The sequence below is a fragment of the Gordonia sp. OPL2 genome (assembly GCF_003797825.1).
Classification (GTDB): domain Bacteria; phylum Actinomycetota; class Actinomycetes; order Mycobacteriales; family Mycobacteriaceae; genus Gordonia.
Map to the genome: position 1 here is coordinate 1 of NZ_RKME01000029.1, position 21,962 is coordinate 21,962.

Below are 21,962 nucleotides of genomic sequence, written 5' to 3' on the forward strand. Positions count from 1 at the left end.
GGGGCGGTCAGGCCTCCATCATGGCGCGCACCTTGCCGAGCACATCCGGATAGCGCTGGAGGTGCGCACCACCGTTGACGTCGAACGCGGCGCCGGTGATCCATCCGGCCTTGTCCGAGGCGAGAAAGGCTGCCATGTCGGCGATCTCCTCGGGTTGCCCGGCACGACCCAGCGGCGTGTTCTCGATGTACTCGTCGGTGAGGCCGGGGACGAAGGCCAGCCCCTCGGTGAGCGGGGTCTCGACGACGCCGGGCGAGATCGCGTTCACCCGCACGCGACGCGGGGCCAGCTCCAGGGCGGCGACCTCGACCAGCATCGTCACCCCAGCCTTCGACGCGCAGTAGGCGCCCATCCCGGCTCCCGGCTGCCGACCGTTCAGCGACGAGATCACGACGATGCCCCCGCCGTCGACGATCTGTCGGCCCGCGTACTTGAGCACCAGGAATGTCCCTGTCAGACAGACGTCGATCGTGGTCCGCCACTGATCGAGTTCGAGGTCGGTGATCGCACCCGGGATCGTCAGGCCGGCGCAGCTCACCACCGTGTGCAGGTCGTCGAGGTCGGCGAATCCTGTTGCCACCGACTCCTCGTCGGTGACGTCCATCGTGACCGACGTCGTGGCGCCACCGATGTCGACGGCCATGGCCTGCGCCTTGTCGCCGTCGATGTCGGCGATCGTCACCGTATGACCGTCGGCGGCCAGCACACGAGCGGTCGCCAGACCGATGCCCGACGCACCGCCGACGACGACAGCACGTCGCGTCACCGGACACCCCCGGCCACCGAGGCGGCCGAACGCTCGCCGACCAGATGACGCCTCAGGAACGACAGTTGATGTGCCACAGCCGGTTCGAACCACTCCTTGCCCTCGAAAACGTCGAAGTGATCACACGGGTAGTGACGGACCTCGGCGCGCGCCTTGAAGCCCGCCTTCGCGGCCGCGTGCGGTGGCGCACCTTGGTCGAAGTCGGCGATCTGCATCAGCACCGGAGCATCGATACGGTCGGCGTCCTTGTCGGCGCGAAAGCTGCCCAGTTCGAGACCCACGGTCGCGTCGACCTCGTTGCGCCACGACGGGCCCGCGATGGCGAGATAGTCGTCGTAGAAACCGGGCGATGTCAGTGCCGCCTTCTCTCCCGGCCGTCCGACGACGGGCATCATAGTCGGGGGACGTCCCAGCCGCCCCGCGATCGCGCTGCCGATGCCGACGGCGGTCGAGCGTGCCATCGCCGCCGCTCCGACCTGAGGGTAGTGGTGGATGCCTGCGGACAGTCCGTTGACCAGTGGCACCATCGCGATGATCGCGGCGATGTCGACGCGGTCGGCGCCGACGATGAGGCTGTGCCCTCCGGACTGTGAGATGCCCCAGAGGATCACACGAGTCGCGTCGACGCCCGGCTGCTGCGTGGCGGCATCGATGGCGGCGCGGTAGTCGTCGGCCTGCCCGGACATCGAGATCCGTTGCCGTGGTTCGCCGTCGGACAATCCGAATCCTCGATAGTCGAACGCCAGCACGGCGAGCCCGGCGTCGGCGAATCGACGCGCGTAGGGCTCGAGGCCGGAATCCTTGGTGCCGGCGAATCCGTGCGCCATCACGACGACGGGGCGCCCGCTCGGGCCGTCGAACGGCGATATGTCGACGCCGGGGAAGAACCAGGCATCGCACGCAGTCCCGTGCGAGGTGAATCTCAGATCGTGTCGTACCGCGTTCATCGCGGGCCTCCTGCTGCTGCCGTCGCGGTGACGTCGGCGACGCGCGCCCACGCGGGTGCGCCGTGCGATTCGGCGCGCCGTCGTCCCGCGGGTATCTCCTTCGTGCGGATGTTGTGTTCGTACAGATAGTGGTCGAGCTGTTGGGTGTGTCGCGGGCGGTCGAGCATGTGCCCGGTGAAGAACTGCTGGTCGGCCACGATCACCTCGTGCATCTCCGCTTCCGACGGCAGGCGGTATCTGCCGACGGCGTACGAGCCGATCAGCCGCGCCTGGCATTCGACGAACGGGAACAGCGTCGGCGTCGCCTGGGCGAAGCCGGCGAAGACCAGGTCGTCGACTCCCGGGTAGAACATGCGCTTGTAGAGGTCGATGCGATTGTCCGGCGCGCTGATGAAGTCCGGGTCGAAGAACGGGAACGTGATGTTGTACCCGGTCGCGTAGATGATGATGTCGAAGTCGCCCGAGGTTCCGTCCACGAAATGAACCGTTGAGCCGTCGAGACGCTCGATGTCCGGTTTCGGCAGCACATCCCCCGACCCCAGCCGGAGCGGCAACTCCACCGACTGGGTCGGATGTGCTTCGAAGAACTTGTGATTGGGGGTCGGAAGCCCGAAATCCTCTGGGCGCCCGGCGGTCATCGGCTGCATGACCTGCATGAACTTGCGCTGCCACGAGAACGGGATGTACGGCGAGGTGTGATAGTACTTGTCGGCGGGTTTGCCGGCGAAGTATTTCGGCACGATCCACGCCCCGGACCGCGTCGACAGCGTCAGTGTGTTCTCGAGCGACTTCGAGGACAGCTCGACAGCGATGTCGGCCGCACTGTTGCCCAGGCCGACGACGAGGATTCGCTTGCCCGAGAAGTCATGTGGGGTCTTCGGGTCGATGTAGTGATGCGCGTGCATCTCGATGCCGTCGAACTGCCCCGGGAAGTCCGGGTATCGGGGATCCCAGTGATGTCCGTTGGCGACCACGAGCAGATCGAAGAGTCGGCGTTCACCGCGCTGGGTCTCCAGTTCCCACCCGCCGTCGTCGAGGCGACGTGCATGGGTGACACCGTTGGTGAACTCGATGTTGTCGAGGAGTCCGAACGCCTCGGCGTAGGAGTCCAGATACGACTTGATCTGCGTGTGATGAGGGAAGTCCGGGTACTCCTCCGGCATCGGGAAATCCCGGAAGGACAGTTGATGTTTGGATGTGTCGATGTGCAGCGAGCGATAGGCACTGCTGTGACCGTTGGGGTTGCCGAACGCCCAGTTGCCGCCGATCCGGTCCGAGGATTCGAAGCACGTGTACGGCACGCCGTAATCGGCGAGCATCTTGCCCGATGTCAGGCCACTGATCCCGGCCCCGATGACCGCTGTACGCGGCAGATATGCGCTCATGATTCCTCACGGAGACGGCCCGCACCCCGGGCAAGTAGACAGATTGTGCATTCTGTCTACCGCATTTCGCCGTGGAAGTGAACAGAATCCGGGATATGTCTACGGAACTGCTAGGGTTCGATCGTGAGTGAGGCACCGGCGGATCAGCGACCGACGACCGGCATCAGCGCCCGCCTCCTGGACGCGACGGAGAAGCTGCTCGCCGACAAGGGCATCCGCTCGACGACAATGCAGGAGGTCGCGGAAACGGCCGGCGTGTCACGCGCGTGGCTCTATCGACACTTCCCGGACAAGTCGACTCTCATCGGCGCGGCGATCGTCCGACTCAACGAGGCCTTCTGGAACGACGCCCGGGGTGAATTGGAAGCCATCGACGGCTTCGATCGTCAGATCGCGGCAGGAGTGCGGATCGGACGCGGCGCGTACGACGATCCAGGCACCCTCCTGCTGCGACTGCGGACGGAGGAACCCGACGAGTTCGCGGCGTGTGCGGGCGCGGGTGTGTCGGGACTCGTGCCCGATCTGGCCCTGTTCTGGCGTCCATACGTCGATGCGGCCGCCGGACGCGGCGAGATCCATCCGGGCCACGACCTCGGCGAGGTCGCGGAATGGGTTGCACGCGTGCTGATCAGCCTCGGCACGGTGCCGTCGGAGACGATCGATCCGGATGACCCGCTCGCCGTGTTGCGGCATATTCGGCGGTACCTGATGCCGGGGTTGCGCGCTGAACCGTAACCCCGGCGCACTCGCCCGACCCCCCGACGCCACCAGCACGGAGGTCGATCGGGTCCAGAATTTCACCGACTGTGCCCACCGCCCGCCATCCCGCTACCGAAGCATCCCGCCGTGGGCACAGTCGGTGAAATTCTGGACACGATCGACGCGAAACTGGACCCGGTCGACGAGAAACTGGACCCGGCCGGCGCCGTGAGCGGCGGCCCTTCGTGACGCTCGCAAGCTCGCTCCTCAGGGACCGGGATAGCGCCCAGTCGGCGAAGGTGCGAGTCTCCCGGGCTCAGACCGCGGCAGGTGCGAGTCCGAGCTTGCCGGCCAGTTTGGCGAGATAGCCGCTCGCCCGCTCGACGCTGTCGTCGGGCAGGCCGTAGAGCACCTGGGTCACGCCGATCTCGCGCCACTTGTCGAGTTTCTCGGCGACGGGCTTGAAGTCGAGGACGACGATCTCGGGCGAACCTTCACGTCCGGCATCGGCCCAGATCTGCTTGAGCAGCGACACCGACCCTTCGATGTCCTCCTCGCCGGGAGTCGTGATCCAGCCGTCGGCACTGCGGGCGATCCATGTGAAGTTCTTCTCGTTGCCGGCTGCGCCGACGAGGACGGGGATCGCGGACTGCGTCGACTTCGGCCACGCCCAGCTCGGGCCGAAATCGACGAACTCGCCGTGGTACTCGGCCTCCTCCTCGGTCCACAACGCGCGCATCGCCTCGAGGTACTCGCGGAGCATCGTCCGACGACGCTTCGGCGGAACCTTGTGGTCCGCCAATTCGTCCAGATTCCAACCGAATCCGACGCCGAGCGTGACCCGTCCCGCCGAGATGTGATCGAGCGTGGCCAGCGTCTTGGCCAAGGTGATCGGGTCGGACTGCACCGGTAGCGCAACCGCGGTCGCGAGTCGGATCCGTTCCGTGACCGCGGCCGCCGCGGCGAGCGACGTCCACGGATCGAGCGTGCGCATGTACCGATCGTCGGGCAGCGACGAATCCCCCGTCTGCGGATGGGCAGCGTCGCGGCGGGTGGGGATGTGGCCGTGTTCAGGCACGAAGTACGACGCGAACCCGGCGTCCTCGATCAGCGGCGCCAGGACATGAGGCTTGAGCCCCCGATCGCTGGTGAACTGCACGATTCCGAACTCCATGAACCCTCCAACGCCGCATCGCGAAAACGGGTCGCCCACAACCCTGGACGACTGACTGGACACCAGTCTAGTTGATTCAGCCGCCCACGGCCAGGGATTGCCGGACGTCGCGGAAGATTCCGTGGCCCGGAGTGGACCGACTGATCGCGTCAGCCGCCAGGACGACAGCGGCCGACGTCCAGCAGCTCTTCTCGACCGGCCATCGCTTGCCGTCGGAGAACACCAGCCCGGTCCAATACGATCCGTCCGGGTCACGCAGGTGCTGGATCGAATCCACCAGTGCGATCGCGTCGTCGGTGTCACCGAGGGCGTCCACGGCGAGGGCGAGCTCGCAGGTCTCGGCACCGGTCACCCACGGGCGGTGATCGACACAACGAATCCCCTTGCCCGCGACGACGAATTCGTCCCAGCGCTCGGCGATGACCTCTTGCCCGGCCCGACCGCGTACCGCGCCCCCGAGTATCGGGTAATACCAGTCCATCGAGTGATCGGACGGCGGCTCGAAGATCTCCGGCCGCTCCCGAAGGGCCTCACCGAGCGCACCGTGCGCCCGAATCCAGTCCTCCTCGGGCTGTCCGACGATGTCGGCGATCCGGATCGCACAGTCCAGGGCCTGGAAAATGCTTGCGTTGCCGGTGATCTGGGCCTGATCGAACATCGCGCCGGTGAGGTGATCCCCACCCCACCGGAAGGCACCGTCGGGTCGCTGGAACTTCACGACGAGGTCGATCGCCGACCACACCGTCGGCCACAGACGCTCCAGGAACCCGTCGTCGCCGGTGATCAGGAAGTGATGCCACACGCCGACGGCGATGTACGCACAGAAGTTGCTGTCGACGTTCGGATCCTCGACCCGCCCGACGAGCATCCGGATGGGCCACGACCCATCCGCACGCTGATGCCGCCGCGACCAGTCGTAGGCGGCCTCCGCCTCGGCGAACCGGCCGGTGACCGACAGGGCCATCGCCGACTCCACGTGATCCCACGGGTCGGTCTGGCCACCCGGGAACCAGGGCAGCGCCCCCGAATCCTCCTGCATCGCAGCGATGGCCGCGCCGGTGGCGTCGACCTGCTGTGCGGTCAGGACTCCCGCGATCGCGGGAGTCGGTATCACGGCGCGTCGGCGCCGGAAGCGGAGCGCTCGGGCCGTGTGTCAGCGGCGGGCTTACGCAGATACAGTGCGACCGACTTGCCGATGAACGGATTGAGCACCTGCTCGCCCACGCGGGTGAGCGCGGGCTTGCTCATCATGTCCCACACCAACAACTGGTGGTAGCCCTTCACCAGGACGTTGTCGTTGTTCTCCACTCCCACAGCACACTTGAGCCACCAGTACGGCGCGTGGAGAGCATGGGCGTGATCGGTTCCGGTGACCTCGAGACCGGCGGTGGTGAGTTTTCCGGCCAGCTCCGAGGCCTTGTAGATGCGGACGTGACCGCCCTCGACCTCGTGGTACTCGTCCGACAGAGCCCAGCAGACCTTCTCCGGCCAGTACCGCGGGACGGTGACGGCGGCGACGCCCCCGGGCTTCAGAATCCGGACCATCTCGGCGATCGCAGCCTCGTCGCTCGGGATGTGCTCGAGGATCTCGGACATGAGCACGACGTCGAAACTGTTGTCGGCGTACGGAAGACGAAGGGCGTCACCGACCTCGGCCCGTGCCTTCGCGGCGGCGGGAACATGCCCCTCGGCCATCATCGCGTCGAACATCTCGGCGACCTCGCCCATGTCCTTCTCGGACTGATCGAAGGCGATGACGTCCGCGCCTCGACGGAACATCTCGAACGAGTGCCTGCCCTGTCCCGCCCCGATGTCGATCGCCTTGGTCTGCGGACCCACCCCCAGGCGGTCGAAATCCACTGTCAGCACGTGATCTTCCCTTCGTTCATCCTGTACTGCCGAGATCAGCGAGTCGCCGGCTCGGACGGGGCCGCATCGCGCGCCACCCGTTCGAGCACGGTCTCGTAGTGGGCCGCGGTCGTCGCCGCGACGGCCGCCCAGCTGTAGCGGTCCTCGACCCGCCGACGGCCACCGTCGCCGAGACGGCGACGCAGGTCTTCGTCATCGAGCAATCGTCCAATCGCCTGGGCCAGCTTCCCCGAGTCGCTCGGCGGGACGAGCACAGCCGCCTCCTCGCCGGTCCCGACCACCTCGGGGATCGCCCCGGCGCGCGTGGCGACCAGCGGCGTCGCACAGCTCATCGCCTCCACGGCGGGAAGCGAGAAACCCTCGTACAGCGATGGGACACAGGCGACCTCGGCCGACGCGAGCAGCTCGGCCATCTCCTCGTCCTCGAGACCGGACACCACGCGGACCTTGTCGCCGATGGCCAGGTCCTCGATCATCGCCGCCGACGGACCGTTCGGATCGAGCTTGGAGACGAGCACCAGCTCCACCGGTCGCTCGGCGCTGAGCTTGGCCACCGCCTCGAGCAGGTACGACACACCTTTGAGCGGTGCGTCGGCGCTGGCCACACACACGATCCGACCGGGCACACGCTCCACACCGGGGCGGAACACCTCGGTGTCGACGCCCAGCGGGATCGTGGTGATCCGGCCGGAAGGGATGTCGAATGCCTTGCGGATGTCGACCTCGCTGCTGCGTGACACGGTGAGCAGCTCGGGGATGCGGCGCGACACCCGGCCCTGCATGCGCAAGAACGAATGCCAACGCCACGCCGTGATCTTGCGCCATCCCTTGGCCGCCTTCACCGCCAGCGTCCGGTCCCGGGTGATCGGGTGATGGATGGTCGCGATGAGCGGAAAGCCCGCCTTCTGGATGTCGAGCAATCCATAACCGAGACACTGGTTGTCATGGACGATGTCGAAATCGTCTCGGCGTTCCTTGAGGATTCGTGCGACCCGCAGGCTGAAGGTCAGCGGCTCACCGAAACTCGCGGTCCACATCGACCCGACCTCGAGGAGGTCGATCCAGTCGCGGTACTCGCCCGGCCGCGGTGTGCGGAACGGATCCGGCTCGTCGTAGAGCGCCATGCTCGGCACCTTGGTGAGCTTGACCCCTGCGTCGACGGCAACCTGGTCGAGTTCGGGATAGGGCTGGCCGGAGAAGATCTCGACCTCGTGTCCGAGCAACGCGAGTTCGCGCGACAGATGCCGGACGTAGACCCCCTGGCCGCCACAGTGCGGCTTGCTGCGATAGGACAGCAGTGCGACGCGCATCCCTATTGCACCGGTTCCATGCCGGCCGCGGTCTCGAACTCGGTGATCGAGACGAACTTGACCCGTCGTCGACCATCGCTCTTGCCTGCAGACTTCTCCGCCGCGTCGATCGCCTTCCAGCCATCGAGATCGATCCGCCGAGCACCCCGGTCGGCGACGAGGTCGGCGACGTCGTCACGGCTCGTCTGTGGCGCCGCGAGGACTCCGTCGACGTGATCCCTCAGCACCGCCTCGGCGGTCTGCTGTCCACATATCCGGTTCATCCCGATTCCCCCCGTCGCACCCCGTTTGATCCATCCCGTCACATACAGTCCAGCGACCACGTCACCGTCGGCCGAGGCCTGCACCCGCCCGTCGGTGTTCGGCACGACGCCTTTGACCGCGTCGAACGGCAGATCGATGACCGGCACACCACGGTAACCGATCGCCCGCAGGACCAGTCCTGTCTCGAGGTCGAAGCGCTCGTCCGTCGGGGTCACCGCGACACGTTCGGTGCCGTCGGCATAGGCGTTGCGCACGACCGTGAGTCGTTCGATGGCGCCGTCGCCGGTGGCCTCCACGGGTGACACCAAGAAGCGGAAGACGATGCGGCGGTTCCCGTCGGTGGTCGGGCGTTCGGCGAACTCGCGGGCGAGCCGGATCTTGGTGGCGATCGTGGAATCGAGGGTGTCGTCGTCGAGAGCCGACTCCGTGGCCGGGTCGAGAGCGAGTTCCTCCGGATCGATCACGACGTCGACGCCGTCGACGTCACCGAGCGCGAGGAACTCACTGTTGGTGTAGGCCGCCTGTGCGACACCGCGCCGGGCCAGCAGTACGACCTCGGTGACGTTGGACTCGCGGAGCGCTGCGAGCGCGTGGTCGGCGATGTCGGTCTTGGCAAGCTCGTCCGGATCGCTGACGAGGATGCGGGCGACGTCGAGTGCGACGTTGCCGTTGCCGATCACCACCGCGCGCTCGCCCGAGAGGTCGACCTCGAGGTCGGCGTAATCGGGATGGCCGTTGTACCAGGCCACGAACTCGGTGGCCGGGATCGACCCGGCCAGATCCTCACCTTCGATGCCCAGGCGTTTGTCCGTCGCGGCACCCACGGCGTAGATCACCGCGTGGTACCGGTCGATGAGTTCGGCATGCGTGATGTGCTTGCCGACCTCGACGTTCAGGAAGTACGAGAAGTTCCGCTTGGCCGCCGTCGACGCGAAGGTCTTCTCCACGCCCTTCGTCGGGGCGTGATCGGGGGCCACGCCGGCGCGCACGAGTCCGTAGGGCGTCGGCAGCCGGTCGAACATGTCGACCTTGACCTGCTGTTTGCGAACCAGTTCCTCGGCCGCGTAGAACGCGGCCGGTCCGGCGCCGATGACCGCCACGTGCAGTTCGCCCTCCGGGAGCTGCGGCGCCTTCTTCGGCGGCACGAGCCCGCCCTCGACATCGTGATCCTTGTAGTAGTCCGCGTTGATCTGCAGATAGGGCTCGTCGCGTTCTTCGAGCTGATCGTCGGGAAGGATCGCCTCGACGGGGCACTCGTCGATGCAGGCACCGCAGTCGATACAGGTCTCCGGATCGATGAACAGCATCTCCGCCGTGAAGAACTCCGGCTCGTCCGGAGTGGGATGTATGCAGTTGACCGGACACACGCTGACGCAACTGGCATCGTTGCAACATGGTCTGGTGATCACATGCGCCATCTGCTGTTTCCTTGGGATTCGACACGTGGAACGTGTTCTAGTTTTTCCGTCCTGAGTATCTTAACTGCAAAGATACCGGCGGCCGAAAGTAGGGACCGAGTGAGCGCCTCACCCAGTGGGACGGATGTCGAACCATTGCAGGATCGCAAGGACGGAGCGCGATACTTCGAAGCCGCGTATCGCGTGCGCACCGGCGACGTCGATCAGCAGATGCGCGTGCGACTCGATGCGGTCGCGCGCTATCTGCAGGACATCGCCAACGACAACATCGAGGCGACCGACTACGGGGCGAGCGATCCGTTCTGGATCGTCCGGCGGACGGTGATCGACGTGATCCGGCCGTTCTCGTGGCCGGCGGGGGTGACCGCACAGCGCTGGTGCGGTGCGCTGTCGACGCGCTGGACCAACATGCGGGTGCGGCTCACCGCCGACCACGAGACCAACCGCTTCAACCCGGATGAGCGCGAGCCGGGTCTGATCGAGACCGAGGCGTTCTGGATCAACGTCAACGATCAGGGGATGCCGTCGCGCATCACCGACGGCATGCTCGACATGTTGTCGCAGATGACCGACGAACATCGGCTGCGGTGGAGGTCGATGAACCCCGACAAGGCGCCCGACGCGTCGTCGGTCGAACTGCCCGACCGCCAGCACGTGCTGCGCAGCACCGACTTCGACCCGTTCAAACACCTCAACAACGCGGCCTATCTGGAAGCGATCGAGGATGAATTGATCGATCAGCCGGATCTCGTCGAGGGACCGCATCGCGCGGTCATCGAGTACCTCAGGCCGATCGTGCCCGGCGTGTCGATCACCCTGCGCAGGGTGCGCGAGGCCGACCGTCTCCTGGTGTGGATGCTCATCCCCGATGACGCCGGCGACCAGGTCGTCGCGGCGACGGTGTCGGTGTCGAAGCTGCCGACCTGACCGGGCCGCATTCTGCTGCCGCCCGAGGTCAGTGCAGGCGATCCGGCTTGTGACGACTGTGCGCTCCGCGGCCGGGGCCTCACTGACCTCCGCTGAGCAACAACTCCATGAGTTTGGTCGGAGCGGCGCACGGATCGGCGGGCACGGCGCTGGTGCGCGGCTCGACCCACCAGGTGTAGACCCCGCGACTCGGCGCCCGGGCGGTCACGCCGCACACCGCGGGCCGTTTGGGGTCGCGCTGGGTGAACGCCGCCTGGCTGGCGACCTTGATGTTCTCGGTGTCGTAACCGAGTTTCTTCGCGGTGTCCTTCTCGGCCGTCGGGTTACCCCATTCGAACCAGTTGAACGTGACGCTCGCCGTCACCGAGCCCTCGACGATCCACCGGCAGATCGCGCCGTTGAAGGTGCCGCGCGCGACCTGTCCCCCGACCACCTCGGCGATCTTCGCCGGCGAGAGCACTTCGCACTCGAGCAGGAGCTTGTCGAACTGGTCGGTGTCGACGTGGCCCTCCTGCTCGTTGTCGGCGGCACCGACCGCGACCGGTTCGCCGTCGACGCTCCGGGCACAGGCCGACCCGAGGCCGACGAGCATGATGAGGACTGCGACGAGCGAGAGTGTCCGCCTCATGACGCACGCTCGATCGACAACCGCGACAGTTCGCGGGTGGCATCGCAGATCTGCTCGGTCGGCGGCGGCTGCTCCCCCATCAGGGCCTGCGTCCCGGCGCTGACCGACCATTCGAAGAAGTCGGCACCGAACGCGATGCCGATCTCACAGATCCCCACGTCGGAGGCGATGAATCCCTGGTGCCCGTTGATGTCGATGTCCTTCGTCGACTCGCGTGACAGTTGCTCGGTGGCGCGTTCACGTCCGATCGGTGAGCCGCGGTACCAGTTGAAGGAGGCCACCGGTCCGGTGCGGTCGTTGCTGCCGTCCCACTCACACACCGACGCGTTGTTCACCGTGTTGGAGAGGCCGGCGAACTTGGTGATCCGGATGACCTCGTCGGTACTCAGCCCACCGCACGCGCCGAAGAACGGACCTGCACCCGCGTTTCCCGGTGCCTCCGGGGTCTTGGGTGCACCGGGGTCGTCGGAGTCGTCGGAGGAGCAACCGGCGAGCACCAGACCGAGCACGGCGATCAGGGCGACGAGGAATCCGCTGCGCATCCGCAGACGGTCGAGGTCGCGGCGTTCACGCTTCGTCGGACGACCTGCGCCGGGGTCGCGCCGCGGCTGACTCGCGCGGACCTCTGTGGGTAGCGGTGGCGGACTGTTGTCGATGTAGCACTCGGCGGCGGCCGGCGCGGACACCCGCTTGCTGATCAGCTTGGTGACCTCGACGACCCGTTCGGCACCGTGCAGACGCACGCGCACCTCGTCGCCGACAGACACCGGTTGCGCGGGTTTGGCGGTCACACCGTTGACGCGGACGTGTCCCCCGCGGCAGGCTGCGCCGGCTGCGGATCGGGTCTTGGTGAGCCGGATCGCCCAGATCCAGCTGTCGACGCGAGTGGCCACGTCAGAAGCCGATCCGGTCCGTCACGCACCGGGCCTCCCGGCGCCCAGCCACCACCATGCGGTCTCCCTCCGGACTCGTTCGGTGCCCACTGTAGGTCGTGTCAGCTCCTGCGGGTCAGCAGGTAATACCCGCCGGCGACCGCGACGATCCCGAAGACGATCGCCAGGAAGGGGTTCGTGAGCCACCACAGCAGTCCGAACACGACGATGCCGGGCGACACCGCGACGAGACTCATCCCGGGATGCTGCCGGACGACATCGGTGACCGCTTGACGTTTGGCCGGATCGACCGCCATGACTTCCTCCTTGGCCGAGGCGAGTTGTGATTCCACTGTAGCCAAGGAACCCCCACTGCCCGGCTCGCAGACGTAGCGGAAACCGTCGGTGGGCGACGATATTGGCTATGTCTGCAGCGAACTGCGTCCTCGGTCGGGGAAGGGAAGCGCCCCGCGCGACGCGAGGTGGGAGCGGCGTCACGCGGGGCGCGGTTCGGTGAGGTCAGTCGGTACCGGACTCCGAGGACGAGGAACCAGACGACGTCGAGTCCGACGCGTCGGCGCCCGAGCCCGATTCGGAGCTGTCGGTGGTCGACGAGCCGGCGTCACCGCCGCCGGTGTCAGAGCCCGTGGCACTACTTCCGCTGTCGCCGGAGCTGCTGTCCGTCGAGCTGCTGTCCGTCGCGCTGCTGTCCGTCGCGCTGCTGTCCGTCGAGCCCGCCGCGTCCTCCGTTGCCCCATCGGAGTCTGCGCTGCGGTGCTTGCCCATGTACTCCACCGCCGACTCGGTGGCACGGTGCTTGCCGACGTATCCGGCGGAGTCGGTCGCGCTGTCGGAGGTCGTGTCACCGGAGGTCGTGTCACCGGCGGCCGCGTCGGGGATGTACGACGACGGGGCGTCGGTCGTCGCGGCGGCGGGGTCTGAGATCTCGGGAACGGTCGACGCGGCGCGGAGAGTCGTCGTCGAATTGGTCGCCGATGCCGCGCTCGGGCCCGGTAGGCCGAAAGGCAGTTCCACGTCCGGGAAATGGATGACCGGGACGATCTCGCCGGTGTCGAGTGCACCGAACTCGATCACCGGGGCACCGATGTGATTCGGCCTCTGCACCCCGTTGACGGTCACCCACGGGTTGAAGGTGACCTTCTGCCCGAGCCATTCGACGGTCGTCGGCGCCTGCGTGCCATAGTCGCTCGTCCAGCGCACGAAGTTCCCGCTGCCGAGTTCGTAGTCGCCGCCGAAGCTGAGGCGGCCGAAGTCCTTGCTGAGGGTGATCGGCAGATCTCCGTCCCCGGTGACGTTGGTGATCACCGCGGTGATCACGTTCCCGAGTACCGTCTCCGGATCGAAGAGTATCCCCGTCGGGTCGGTCAGACCGAACTGCACCTCGTTGTTGGGCGCCTTCCACCGGAAGTCGAACGTGCCCAGCACATTTGCGCACGCACCGACACCCTCGGCATACGCGCCGGTGAGGCCTCCGTAACAACTGACGTGCTCGATGCCGGGCAAGCTGATCGGCAGCTCGATCCCGACGAGGGAGGTGGTGACCTCATCGGTGGTCCACGCGTTGGCCATGCCGACCAGCGCGAACGCGTAGGCCGTCCGGCCATCACTGGCACCTGCGGTGGCGAGGCTGACCGGGAGATACGAGACGGCGGTGGCGTTTCCGCCGGTGGTGGCGAAGGCGAACTGGAATCCGCTGCCGATGATGGCGGCGTTTCCGGTGGGCTGTTCCGGATTCACCAGGGGCGGGATGACATTGAGGATGTCGATCGAATCGAGAAAGTTGTAGACCCCTGAGGCGGCGGGCCACAGGCCGGTGGGTACGAGCTCGATCCGGCCAGGAGCCACGATCGCCAGGCCGACCCCGGTGGACCGTGTGCAATCGGCGCCGCCGTTCTCACCTCCGGAGCCGCACAACTGGATTCGCCATTGCTCGGCGATGTTCGAGCCACCGCCGTTGACGACGGCCATCAGACCGTCTTTCAGATCTCCCAGCTGATCCAGACCGTCGCTGCCGCCGAGTGCGCCGGAGACGACGTCGGAGATCACGTCGTCGATCGTCGGAGCGGCCTGCGCCTGTCCCGGCCCTATCGCCTGGCCCGCCCCGACGGCGGCGACGGTGGCCATGGCGGCGACACCCACCGCGACGCCGGCGCGCTTCCGCTTGCGATTCCGGCGCCGCTCATCCTTCCGTGATCGCCGAATTGCGTTGCGCCCCAAGTCGGTCATGTGTCCCACTCCCCTGTCCACCCGATCAAGCGCGCTCATTGAATCACGGCGCCGAGCCGGTGTGTGCGATTTCAAAGAAATGGTCAACAAAGTCGAATCGCGGGACAGTTGTCCAGACGTGAACGCCCCTCACCACCGTGTTCGGTCGAGACGCTCGCCGCGCTCGGCAGCGTCGGCCGCACAGCCGAAGCCGACCACCCACCGGCCGTCGGAGAGTTCGACACGACCGAGCATCATCGGCGACGGGAGCGCCGCGAGGAACTCGCCGAGCGCTTGCGGCGACAGCCGCCACGACTCCCCCTCGACGACTCCTCCCGACGCCGGGTCCCGCACGAGTCCCGGCTTCGGCGGGGTGGTGTCGAGTGCCACGAGTCGGTAGTTCGCGGTGGTCGCCACCTCGCCCACCCACCGGGCTCCGCGGTCGGAGAGTTCGTGGGTGAGCGGACCTCCCCGCATGTGCGCTCCGAACACCGCGAGCTCGACCGTCGGGGCCCCGGCGATCTCGGGCCACGCCGCGGGCGACGACTCCACCTGCCCGGCGAATCGTCGGGCGAGATCCACCAGCGCCGCGTCGTCGTGCGCTCGACCCAACAGCGTGACACCGAATTGTGCACGCGTGCCATCGGATTCGTCGATCTCGCCGGCGGGGATCGCCACCGCACTCAGATCGAACAGATTACAGAAGTTCGTGTAGGTGCCCATGCGGGAATTGACCCCCACAGGATCCGCCGCCACGTCGGCGAGACGCGGATGGAACGGGGCCGTCGGGACGAGCAGCGCGTCCGCGTCGCCCAGCTCGGCCATCGCCTCCGCCCGTAGCTCCGACAGCCGTCGCCGCGCCCGCAAGAGCTCGACCGCGGTGACATCGCCTGCGCTGCGGATGATCGTGGACACCACCGGGTCGAGTCCCGAGCCGGAACCGAAGCCGTCGACATGATGTCCGACGGCGTCGTACCGCTCGGCGACCAGCGCGTCGTCGTAGAGCAGTCTCGCGGCCGCGAGGAATGCCGAGAGATCGATCGGTTTGATCCGTAGTCCGGCCGCCTCCGCGTGGGCGACCGCGGCGTCGAAGGCTGCACGCCAGTCGGGGTCGAGTTCGGGCAGTTCGGCGGGAATCGCGATCGTCGGCTGCTCCGGGGCGGCGAGCGCGGCGTCGGAACCGAACGGTCGGGGACCACGCGCGGCAGCCATCGCAGCCATGGCGCGATCGGCCAGTTCGAGGGTTCCGGCGAAGATCGTGACCGCGTCGTAGCTCGCGCAGGCGGGCACGACGCCGTCGGTCGAGACGACGCCGAGTGTGGGTTTGATCCCGACGATCCCCTGCAGTCCGGCGGGTATCCGGCCCGATCCCGCGGTGTCGGTGCCGATCGCGATGTCGGCGAAGCCGAGTGCGACCGCGACCGCGGAACCGGAGCTGGAGCCACCCGAGATGCGATCGGGTCGACGTGAATCACGGACCGCCCCATACGGACTGCGGGTGCCGACGAGGCCGGTCGCGAACTGGTCGAGATTGGTCTTGCCGATCACGACGGCTCCGGCGGCCCGCAACGCGACGACCGCCGCCGCATCGCGCTCGGCCATCCGGGCGTACCCCGGGCATGCGGCTGTGGTGGACAGGCCCGCGACGTCGACGTTGTCCTTGACCGCGAGCACCACCCCAGCGAGTGGGCCCGCCGCGGCGAGTGACTCGCGATGGTCTTCCTCGACGTCGGCCTGTGGCCGCAGCGTGATGAACACCTCCGGCCGATCGGCCTCGGCGATCCGCTGGTAGATCTCGGCGATCCTGCTCATGCGACTCTCCCTTGCTCCACCATCTGATCGTCGGCCCCCATGTCGTCACCCAAGTGAACGGTGGCCGCGAACTCTCCTGACCGCGACCACCGTTCGCGCTCTTCGGCGCGCGCCTGCTCCATCGACGTACGGGCCGCGGCGATGTCGTCGGCGTTGGCGTCGAGGAACCGTTGATGTTCGGCGAGCGAGAAGCTGCCGTCGGTGATCCGGACACTGTCCCCGCGTCCGGCGGCGACGTCGGCACGCATGTCCAGCAGTTCCTCGGCGCTGACCGGATACCACCGGATCTGGTCGAAGAAGCGGAGCAGCCACGGGTGCTCCGGGTCGAAACCCGGTGCGGGCAAGGGATGACGGTGATTCCACACCTGGGTGGTACGGCCGACGAACTGATACCCGCCCGGCCCTTCCATCCCGTAGATGCACATGTACGCACCGCCGATGCCGACCGCGTTCTCCGGTGTCCAGGTCCGCGCCGGGTTGTACTTGGTGGTGACGAGCCGATGACGGGGGTCGAGCGGAACAGCCACCGGTGCACCGAGATACACGTCGCCGAGGCCGAGCACGAGGTAATTCGCGTCGAACACGATGCGGTGGACGTCGTCGACCGATCCCAGCCCGTTCATCCGCCGGATGAACTCGATGTTCCACGGGCACCAGGGTGCGTCGGACCTCACTCCGAGCATGTAGCGCTCGATGGCCTCGCGGGTCGCCGGATCGTCCCACGACAGCGGCAGACTGACGGTCCGGCTCGGCACGACCAGGTCCTCCGCCGCCGGGAGCTGACTCTCGCACTCGGTGAGCCAGCCGAGCATCGTCTGCTGCGACCACACGTCGGGGTCGGCCTTGACCTGCAGCGACCGTATTCCGGGGGTGAGGTCGATGAGACCGGCCGGTCGTTCGGCGTCGATCCGCTCACTCAGGGCGTGTACGCGCGCCCGCAGCGCGAGATCGAGTCGCATGTCGCCGTATTCGACGAGGATGTTGTCGTCGCCGCTGCGTCGGTAGGTGACCTCGGTCGTGCCGTCGGCGGTCGTGGTACGACCGAGTATCCCGTGGTCGGCGTTCCCGCCGGTCGACAACACGTCGACCCGACAGGCACGCCGGGCCAGCCCGGTCTCCGCCGGCGAGGCCGCCTGCTCGCTGCGCACCGGGACGAAGCGGACGGTGTCGCCGGGCTTCAGCTGGCCCAACTTCCATCGTTCGGCCGTGGTCGAGGTGACCGGGCAGACGAAGCCCCCGAGGCTCGGTCCGTCGGGTCCGAGCAGGATCGGTGTGTCGCCGGTGAAGTCGAGTGCGCCGACCGAGTATGCGTTGTCGTGGATGTTCGACGGATGCAGCCCGGCTTCCCCACCGTCGCCCCTCGCCCACCGCGGCTGGGGCCCGATCAAGCGGATTCCGGTGCGATCGGAATTGAAGTGCACCTCGTAGTCGGTGGCGAGCAGATCCTCGATGTCCTCCTCGGTGAAGAACTCGGGGGCGCTGTGCGGACCGATGGTCACACCGAGTTGCCACGAATGGGTGAACGCGGGTTGCTCGTCGGTCAGGATTCGACGCGTCACTCCGGCGGGTAGGCCCTCCTTCGCGATCTGGTCTCCGTCGGCGAGCTTGCGCCCGTGGTGACCGCCGAAGCGCCCCATGGTGAAGGTCGACTTGCTGCCCAGGAGATCGTCGGCGTCGATGCCACCGGCGACAGCCACGTAGATCCGCATCCCGAGGTCGGTGGCCGCGCCGACGTCGAGGACGTCTCCGGCCTCGACCGGATGTGGAACCCATTGCGAGACCTGCCGTCCCGCGATCGTGACCGTCGCGGGCGCTCCGGTCACCGCCACGACGGTAGCTTCGTCGAACCGGAGCGACGGTCCGATCATGGTCGCCTCGAGACCCGCCGCCTCGGCCGGGTTGCCCACCGCCGCGTTCGCCAGGCGAAAGGACAGGTCGTCCATCGGTCCGGACGGCGGGACACCGACTTTCCAGTAGCCGACGCGGCCCGGCCAGTCCTGGATGGTCGTGAGCGGCCCCGCGCGGAGGACGGTGATGGTGGCCATGGATCGAGAGCTCCTCGTAGTGATCAGGTGCGGCGGGTGGCGGCGGGTGCGGCTAGGACGCGGCCGGCCGGGTGACGATGACCCGCACGGCGGTCGGGTCGAATCCGTTGCAGGGGTTGTTGATCTGCGGGCAGTTCGAGATGAGCACGAGGGTGTCCATCTCCGCGCGCAGGGCCAGACGCTTCCCCGGCGCGGACAAGCCGTCGACGATGCCGAGTGATCCGTCGGGGTCGACGGGGACGTTCATGAAGAAGTTGACGTTGCCGACGATGTCGCGCTTGCCGATTCCGTGTCGGGCTCCGCCGATGAGGAAGTTCTCGACACACGCGTGCTGGTGTTTCGTGTGGTGTCCGTATCGCAGGGTGTTCGACTCCTGCGAGCATGCGCCACCGAGGGTGTCGTGGTTGCCGACCTCGTCGCCGACGATGGTCATCATCGGCACCGACTCCTGGTCGCGGATGACCGAACCGGTGGTGAGGAAGATGGTCCCCTGGGCCGCGATCGTGGCCTGGGCCGAGTAGCGGATGGTGTGATCGCCGGCGCCGTAGAAGAGGGTGTCGACGGCCTGGTTGCCGTAGAGATCGACGATCGTCAGCACGTCGCCCGTCTCGACGACGCCCGACCACGGGGCGCGATCGCCGACGATCTCGTCGACGACGACGGTGCCGGGAACGAGGGCGAGTTCGTCGGCGGGGGCCGTCTCGAGGGTGATCCGGCTGGGCTGGTCGGTGGTGATGGTGCTCATGGCTTCTCCTTGTCGGAACACTCGTCAGAGTGCGGCGGCGCCGAACGCGTCCTCGCTGTTCGCCACGGCGCGTTGGTATTCGGGATCGCGGTCGCCCGCATCGCGGATCAGGGTGTCGAGGTCGGCGGGCGCCCGCCAGGCGAGGACCTCGAGCGGGCCGGTGTCGAATGTCGGTGACGGATCGAGCGGGTGTGCCGTATTGGCGATGGCCACGATGCACGGCAGGTGCAGGATCAGCTCGACCGACTTGTCGAGGCCGGCAGATCCCTTGGAGGTGAGGGTGCCGTCCGCCTCGACGACGACACCGTGGAAGAAGGAGACCGACGGCGCGACGTCGGTGGGCGTCAGTCCGTGTTTGGCCGCCGCGAGCGTCAACATCTCGCGACCGGCCGGAGAGTCCGAATGGACCTGTCCGTGACCGTACTTGGCCACATTTCCGGCGAGCGTGGTGGTCCCGCACAGGGCATCGTGATGTCCCGAGTCGTCGGCGACGACGGTCGCCAGGACACGACCCTGATCGCTCAGAAGCGGATGTCCCTCACCGAGATACGCCTGCCACGGCACCTTCACGGTGTCGGCGACGTTGAGTCGCTCCCACGAGGCGTCGGCGCGCCAGAGCATCAGGTGTGCACAGGCCGTCCCGGTGATGTCGCGCAGACGCAGACGCGTTCCGCGGGCCAGCACCTTGACGGCGTACCGGCCGCCGGGAACGGTTTCGGCCCAGGTGAGTGCGGCGGCATCGATCCCGGCCGGCGAATTTGGCCAGCGGGTCGCGGGTACGACGGGCATCGAGTCGGTGATGGTGCCCGCCTGGGCCCGCGCATGCTCGCGCGCGCCTGCGGTGTTCGCGGTGGTGGTCATGATGGTGAAACTCCTTGTGAGGATGGGTTTGTGGTCGGCCCTTCGAGACGCTCGCTGCGCTCGCTCCTCAGGGACCGGAATCTCGCAGCCCCGCTACTCAGGGACCGGGGATCTCGCAGCCCGCTCCACAGGAACCGGGAAGGGCGAGCGTCTCTCGGCGCCCGGTCCCTGAGGTGCGAGCGAAGCGAGCCACGAAGGGTTACGCGCCGACCTCGACCGGTTTGGGATGTTCCTTGCCTCGGGGGAAGCAGGCGATGCCGACGAGAACTGTCACGGCGATGCAGATCGGGCCGGCCCACTGCAGGATCGGCATCTCGCCGGACGGGTCGAACACCTCGGCACGCGGCCAGGCGAGATTGACGACCATCAGCGCGCCGTACAGGACGGCCAGCACGTTCACGACGATGCCGATCCGGCCCATCGAGAACAGTTTCTTGCCCTCGCTGTCGACGGCGACGCCGCCCTTCGGCCACCCCTGCAGCCGTCGGTAGAGCATGGGGGCGGTCACCGCGAGATAGGCAAGGTAGATGAGGATGATGCAGACGCTGGCGAGGGTGGCGAAGATCGCCGAGTTGCCGACGTTGACGAGCAGGATTCCCACGCACAGCACGCCGATGAGGATCGATGGCGCGATCGGGGTCCCGGTGCGGCGGTTGACATGCGACAGCGTCGAGGAGAACGGCAGCCGGCCGTCGCGAGCCATCGAGAACATCAGCCGCGAGCACGCCGTCTGGATCGCCAGGGTGCAGATGAAGATCGCGACGGCGACGTCGCACAGCAGGACCTTGCCCCAGAAGCTGCCCAGCACCGAGTCGAGGACGTAGGGCAGGCCGCCGGCGGCGAGCTGGTCGTCGAGCGTCGGTGCCGCCATCAGCGCACCGAGCAGCATCAGACCGCCGCCGATCGCGGACACGGTCAACGCGAGCCGGATCGTTCGCGGTGCGACGCGGCGCGGGTTGCGGGTCTCCTCGGCGAGTTCACCAGCCGAGCCGAACCCGACCATCACGTACGCAGCCATCAGACCCGAGACGATGAACGCCCAGATGTAGCCGGGCTGCTGTCCGGGAATCCCGGTGTCGAACACGACGTCCGGGCCGCGCTGGGCATGGGTGAACAAGGCCAGCACGACGGCGGTCACGCCAACGAGTTCACAGGTGACGCCGATGTTGTTGATCCGGCTCATCCAGCGGATGCCGACGCAGTTGATGGCCGTGACGATCACCAGCAGGATCGAGCCGAGCAACACCGCGTTCGCTGCCCCGCTCGTGCTCGTGAGGGTCGGGTCGTCGCCGATGATCTGGAATCCGCTCCACACCGACGGAAGGACGACCTGCAGGGCGATCGCCGCGGCGGACGCGGTGACGATCTGCGCGATGATCATGAACCATCCGCCGAACCAGCCGATCACCTCGCCGCCCATGCGACGCGACCACTGGTAGATGGCTCCGGAGATCGGGTATCGCGCCGCGATCTCGGCGAAGCAGAGTGCGACGAGGAATTGTCCGGCGTAGACGATCGGCCAGGTCCAGAAGAATGCCGGCCCGCCGAATCCGAAGCCGAGGCCGAACAGCTGGAAGATCGTCGTCAGGATCGAGACGAAGGAGAACCCGGCCGCGAACGACGCGAACTTGCCGAGCGACCGGTGCAATTGCTGGTCATATCCGAACTCGCTGAGGTCGTGCGCGTCGCCTCCCGCGGTGTGCCCGTCGGGGGAGTTGGGTGGTTCGGCGGGTGGCTTCATGGCAGTGGAGGTCATTGTGGTCCATCTCTGTCGATGAGGTGCGTCACGGGCTCCACGATGAGCCGCTTACCTGTCGAGTGATAGATAACCGTCCTGCTATTTCTATCGAATGACAGAAATGTTTCGAGGCGGAAAACCAGCGCTACGAGTGTGTTACACGACGCAGGTCAGCGCCCCGCCACCGTCCGCATCCTGGGCTAGGGTGAGTCGTCCGGGCACGACGACACGTCATGCCGGACCACGAGGAACACCCGAACGGCGATCCCGGGCGAC

Annotated in this window: 19 protein-coding genes; 2 read left to right on the forward strand and 17 right to left on the reverse strand. The window is 67.2% G+C overall.

Annotation, left to right across the window (positions count from 1 at the left end):
* Positions 1-7 precede the first annotated feature (7 nt).
* Genes EEB19_RS21550 through EEB19_RS21560 form a run of 3 tightly spaced genes read right to left on the reverse strand, consistent with a single transcriptional unit; the run spans position 8 to position 3,098 of the window.
* Positions 8-766: an SDR family NAD(P)-dependent oxidoreductase gene (locus tag EEB19_RS21550; RefSeq protein WP_187589365.1), complete on the reverse strand. Its 759-nt coding sequence runs from the start codon at positions 764-766 to the stop codon at positions 8-10.
* Complete coding sequence (locus EEB19_RS21555; protein ID WP_187589366.1) at positions 763-1,713, reverse strand: alpha/beta hydrolase; 951 nt, start codon at positions 1,711-1,713, stop codon at positions 763-765. The genes EEB19_RS21550 and EEB19_RS21555 overlap by 4 nt, the downstream gene beginning before the upstream one ends.
* Entirely contained in the window at positions 1,710-3,098 is a 1,389-nt protein-coding gene (locus tag EEB19_RS21560) for an NAD(P)/FAD-dependent oxidoreductase (RefSeq protein ID WP_187589367.1), read from the reverse strand. Before EEB19_RS21560 ends, EEB19_RS21555 begins: the two co-directional genes overlap by 4 nt.
* A 123-nt stretch (positions 3,099-3,221) precedes the next feature.
* On the opposite strand from EEB19_RS21560, the gene EEB19_RS21565 reads away from it, so the two are divergent.
* Positions 3,222-3,833 (forward strand): TetR/AcrR family transcriptional regulator, encoded by a 612-nt coding sequence (locus tag EEB19_RS21565; protein ID WP_187589368.1) that lies wholly within the window; start codon positions 3,222-3,224, stop codon positions 3,831-3,833.
* Between the two features lie 280 nt (positions 3,834-4,113).
* Here EEB19_RS21565 and EEB19_RS21570 read toward each other — a convergent pair whose 3' ends face one another.
* The 5 genes from EEB19_RS21570 to EEB19_RS21590 all read right to left on the reverse strand — a co-directional run bounded on the left by EEB19_RS21570 (position 4,114) and on the right by EEB19_RS21590 (position 9,832).
* On the reverse strand, positions 4,114-4,971 hold the full coding sequence (locus tag EEB19_RS21570) for an LLM class F420-dependent oxidoreductase (RefSeq protein WP_187589369.1): 858 nt from the start codon (positions 4,969-4,971) through the stop codon (positions 4,114-4,116).
* A gap of 76 nt (positions 4,972-5,047) precedes the next feature.
* Positions 5,048-6,085: a prenyltransferase gene (locus EEB19_RS21575; protein ID WP_187589370.1), complete on the reverse strand. Its 1,038-nt coding sequence runs from the start codon at positions 6,083-6,085 to the stop codon at positions 5,048-5,050.
* Complete coding sequence (locus tag EEB19_RS21580) at positions 6,082-6,840, reverse strand: class I SAM-dependent methyltransferase (protein ID WP_187589371.1); 759 nt, start codon at positions 6,838-6,840, stop codon at positions 6,082-6,084. Before EEB19_RS21580 ends, EEB19_RS21575 begins: the two co-directional genes overlap by 4 nt.
* A gap of 35 nt (positions 6,841-6,875) precedes the next feature.
* A complete protein-coding gene (locus tag EEB19_RS21585; RefSeq protein ID WP_187589372.1) occupies positions 6,876-8,150 on the reverse strand; it encodes a glycosyltransferase family 4 protein in 1,275 nt (424 codons plus the stop codon).
* Positions 8,151-8,152: 2 nt separating this feature from the next.
* Positions 8,153-9,832, reverse strand: a complete 1,680-nt coding sequence (locus EEB19_RS21590) for an FAD-dependent oxidoreductase (protein WP_187589373.1) — start codon at positions 9,830-9,832, stop codon at positions 8,153-8,155.
* A 99-nt stretch (positions 9,833-9,931) separates the two neighbouring features.
* Between EEB19_RS21590 and EEB19_RS21595 the strand changes: the two genes are divergently transcribed.
* Entirely contained in the window at positions 9,932-10,759 is an 828-nt protein-coding gene (locus tag EEB19_RS21595; protein ID WP_262365842.1) for an acyl-[acyl-carrier-protein] thioesterase, read from the forward strand.
* A 79-nt stretch (positions 10,760-10,838) separates the two neighbouring features.
* On the opposite strand, the gene EEB19_RS21600 is transcribed toward EEB19_RS21595, so the two are convergent.
* The 9 genes from EEB19_RS21600 to EEB19_RS21640 form a co-directional block, all read right to left on the reverse strand.
* A complete protein-coding gene (locus EEB19_RS21600) occupies positions 10,839-11,387 on the reverse strand; it encodes a DUF3558 domain-containing protein (protein ID WP_187589375.1) in 549 nt (182 codons plus the stop codon).
* Positions 11,384-12,280 carry a DUF3558 family protein gene (locus EEB19_RS21605; protein ID WP_187589376.1) on the reverse strand — a complete coding sequence of 299 codons (897 nt, stop codon included), beginning with the start codon at positions 12,278-12,280 and terminating at the stop codon, positions 11,384-11,386. Before EEB19_RS21605 ends, EEB19_RS21600 begins: the two co-directional genes overlap by 4 nt.
* A gap of 101 nt (positions 12,281-12,381) precedes the next feature.
* Positions 12,382-12,576, reverse strand: a complete 195-nt coding sequence (locus EEB19_RS21610; protein WP_187589377.1) for a hypothetical protein — start codon at positions 12,574-12,576, stop codon at positions 12,382-12,384.
* Positions 12,577-12,778: 202 nt separating this feature from the next.
* Complete coding sequence (locus EEB19_RS21615) at positions 12,779-14,506, reverse strand: hypothetical protein (protein WP_262365843.1); 1,728 nt, start codon at positions 14,504-14,506, stop codon at positions 12,779-12,781.
* Between the two features lie 129 nt (positions 14,507-14,635).
* Positions 14,636-16,297 (reverse strand): allophanate hydrolase, encoded by a 1,662-nt coding sequence (atzF, locus tag EEB19_RS21620; RefSeq protein WP_187589378.1) that lies wholly within the window; start codon positions 16,295-16,297, stop codon positions 14,636-14,638.
* Positions 16,294-18,342 (reverse strand): 5-oxoprolinase/urea amidolyase family protein, encoded by a 2,049-nt coding sequence (locus EEB19_RS21625; RefSeq protein ID WP_187589379.1) that lies wholly within the window; start codon positions 18,340-18,342, stop codon positions 16,294-16,296. Before EEB19_RS21625 ends, atzF begins: the two co-directional genes overlap by 4 nt.
* A gap of 52 nt (positions 18,343-18,394) precedes the next feature.
* Positions 18,395-19,087 carry an urea amidolyase associated protein UAAP2 gene (locus tag EEB19_RS21630; protein ID WP_187589380.1) on the reverse strand — a complete coding sequence of 231 codons (693 nt, stop codon included), beginning with the start codon at positions 19,085-19,087 and terminating at the stop codon, positions 18,395-18,397.
* 24 nt (positions 19,088-19,111) lie between these two features.
* Complete coding sequence (locus EEB19_RS21635) at positions 19,112-19,948, reverse strand: urea amidolyase associated protein UAAP1 (RefSeq protein ID WP_187589381.1); 837 nt, start codon at positions 19,946-19,948, stop codon at positions 19,112-19,114.
* A 199-nt stretch (positions 19,949-20,147) separates the two neighbouring features.
* Complete coding sequence (locus tag EEB19_RS21640; RefSeq protein ID WP_187589382.1) at positions 20,148-21,704, reverse strand: amino acid permease; 1,557 nt, start codon at positions 21,702-21,704, stop codon at positions 20,148-20,150.
* Positions 21,705-21,962: the final 258 nt, after the last annotated feature.

Excerpts from the sequence above, each read along its gene's own strand:
- EEB19_RS21590 (WP_187589373.1), bottom strand. The coding sequence starts at position 9,832 with ATGGCGCATGTGATCACCAGACCATGTTGCAACGATGCCAGTTGCGTC.
- atzF (WP_187589378.1), bottom strand. The coding sequence starts at position 16,297 with ATGAGCAGGATCGCCGAGATCTACCAGCGGATCGCCGAGGCCGATCGG.
- EEB19_RS21610 (WP_187589377.1), bottom strand. The coding sequence starts at position 12,576 with ATGGCGGTCGATCCGGCCAAACGTCAAGCGGTCACCGATGTCGTCCGG.
- EEB19_RS21635 (WP_187589381.1), bottom strand. The coding sequence starts at position 19,948 with ATGACCACCACCGCGAACACCGCAGGCGCGCGCGAGCATGCGCGGGCC.
- EEB19_RS21625 (WP_187589379.1), bottom strand. The coding sequence starts at position 18,342 with ATGGCCACCATCACCGTCCTCCGCGCGGGGCCGCTCACGACCATCCAG.
- EEB19_RS21570 (WP_187589369.1), bottom strand. The coding sequence starts at position 4,971 with ATGGAGTTCGGAATCGTGCAGTTCACCAGCGATCGGGGGCTCAAGCCT.
- EEB19_RS21630 (WP_187589380.1), bottom strand. The coding sequence starts at position 19,087 with ATGAGCACCATCACCACCGACCAGCCCAGCCGGATCACCCTCGAGACG.
- EEB19_RS21585 (WP_187589372.1), bottom strand. The coding sequence starts at position 8,150 with ATGCGCGTCGCACTGCTGTCCTATCGCAGCAAGCCGCACTGTGGCGGC.
- EEB19_RS21555 (WP_187589366.1), bottom strand. The coding sequence starts at position 1,713 with ATGAACGCGGTACGACACGATCTGAGATTCACCTCGCACGGGACTGCG.
- EEB19_RS21615 (WP_262365843.1), bottom strand. The coding sequence starts at position 14,506 with ATGACCGACTTGGGGCGCAACGCAATTCGGCGATCACGGAAGGATGAG.
- EEB19_RS21560 (WP_187589367.1), bottom strand. The coding sequence starts at position 3,098 with ATGAGCGCATATCTGCCGCGTACAGCGGTCATCGGGGCCGGGATCAGT.
- EEB19_RS21640 (WP_187589382.1), bottom strand. The coding sequence starts at position 21,704 with ATGACCTCCACTGCCATGAAGCCACCCGCCGAACCACCCAACTCCCCC.
- EEB19_RS21600 (WP_187589375.1), bottom strand. The coding sequence starts at position 11,387 with ATGAGGCGGACACTCTCGCTCGTCGCAGTCCTCATCATGCTCGTCGGC.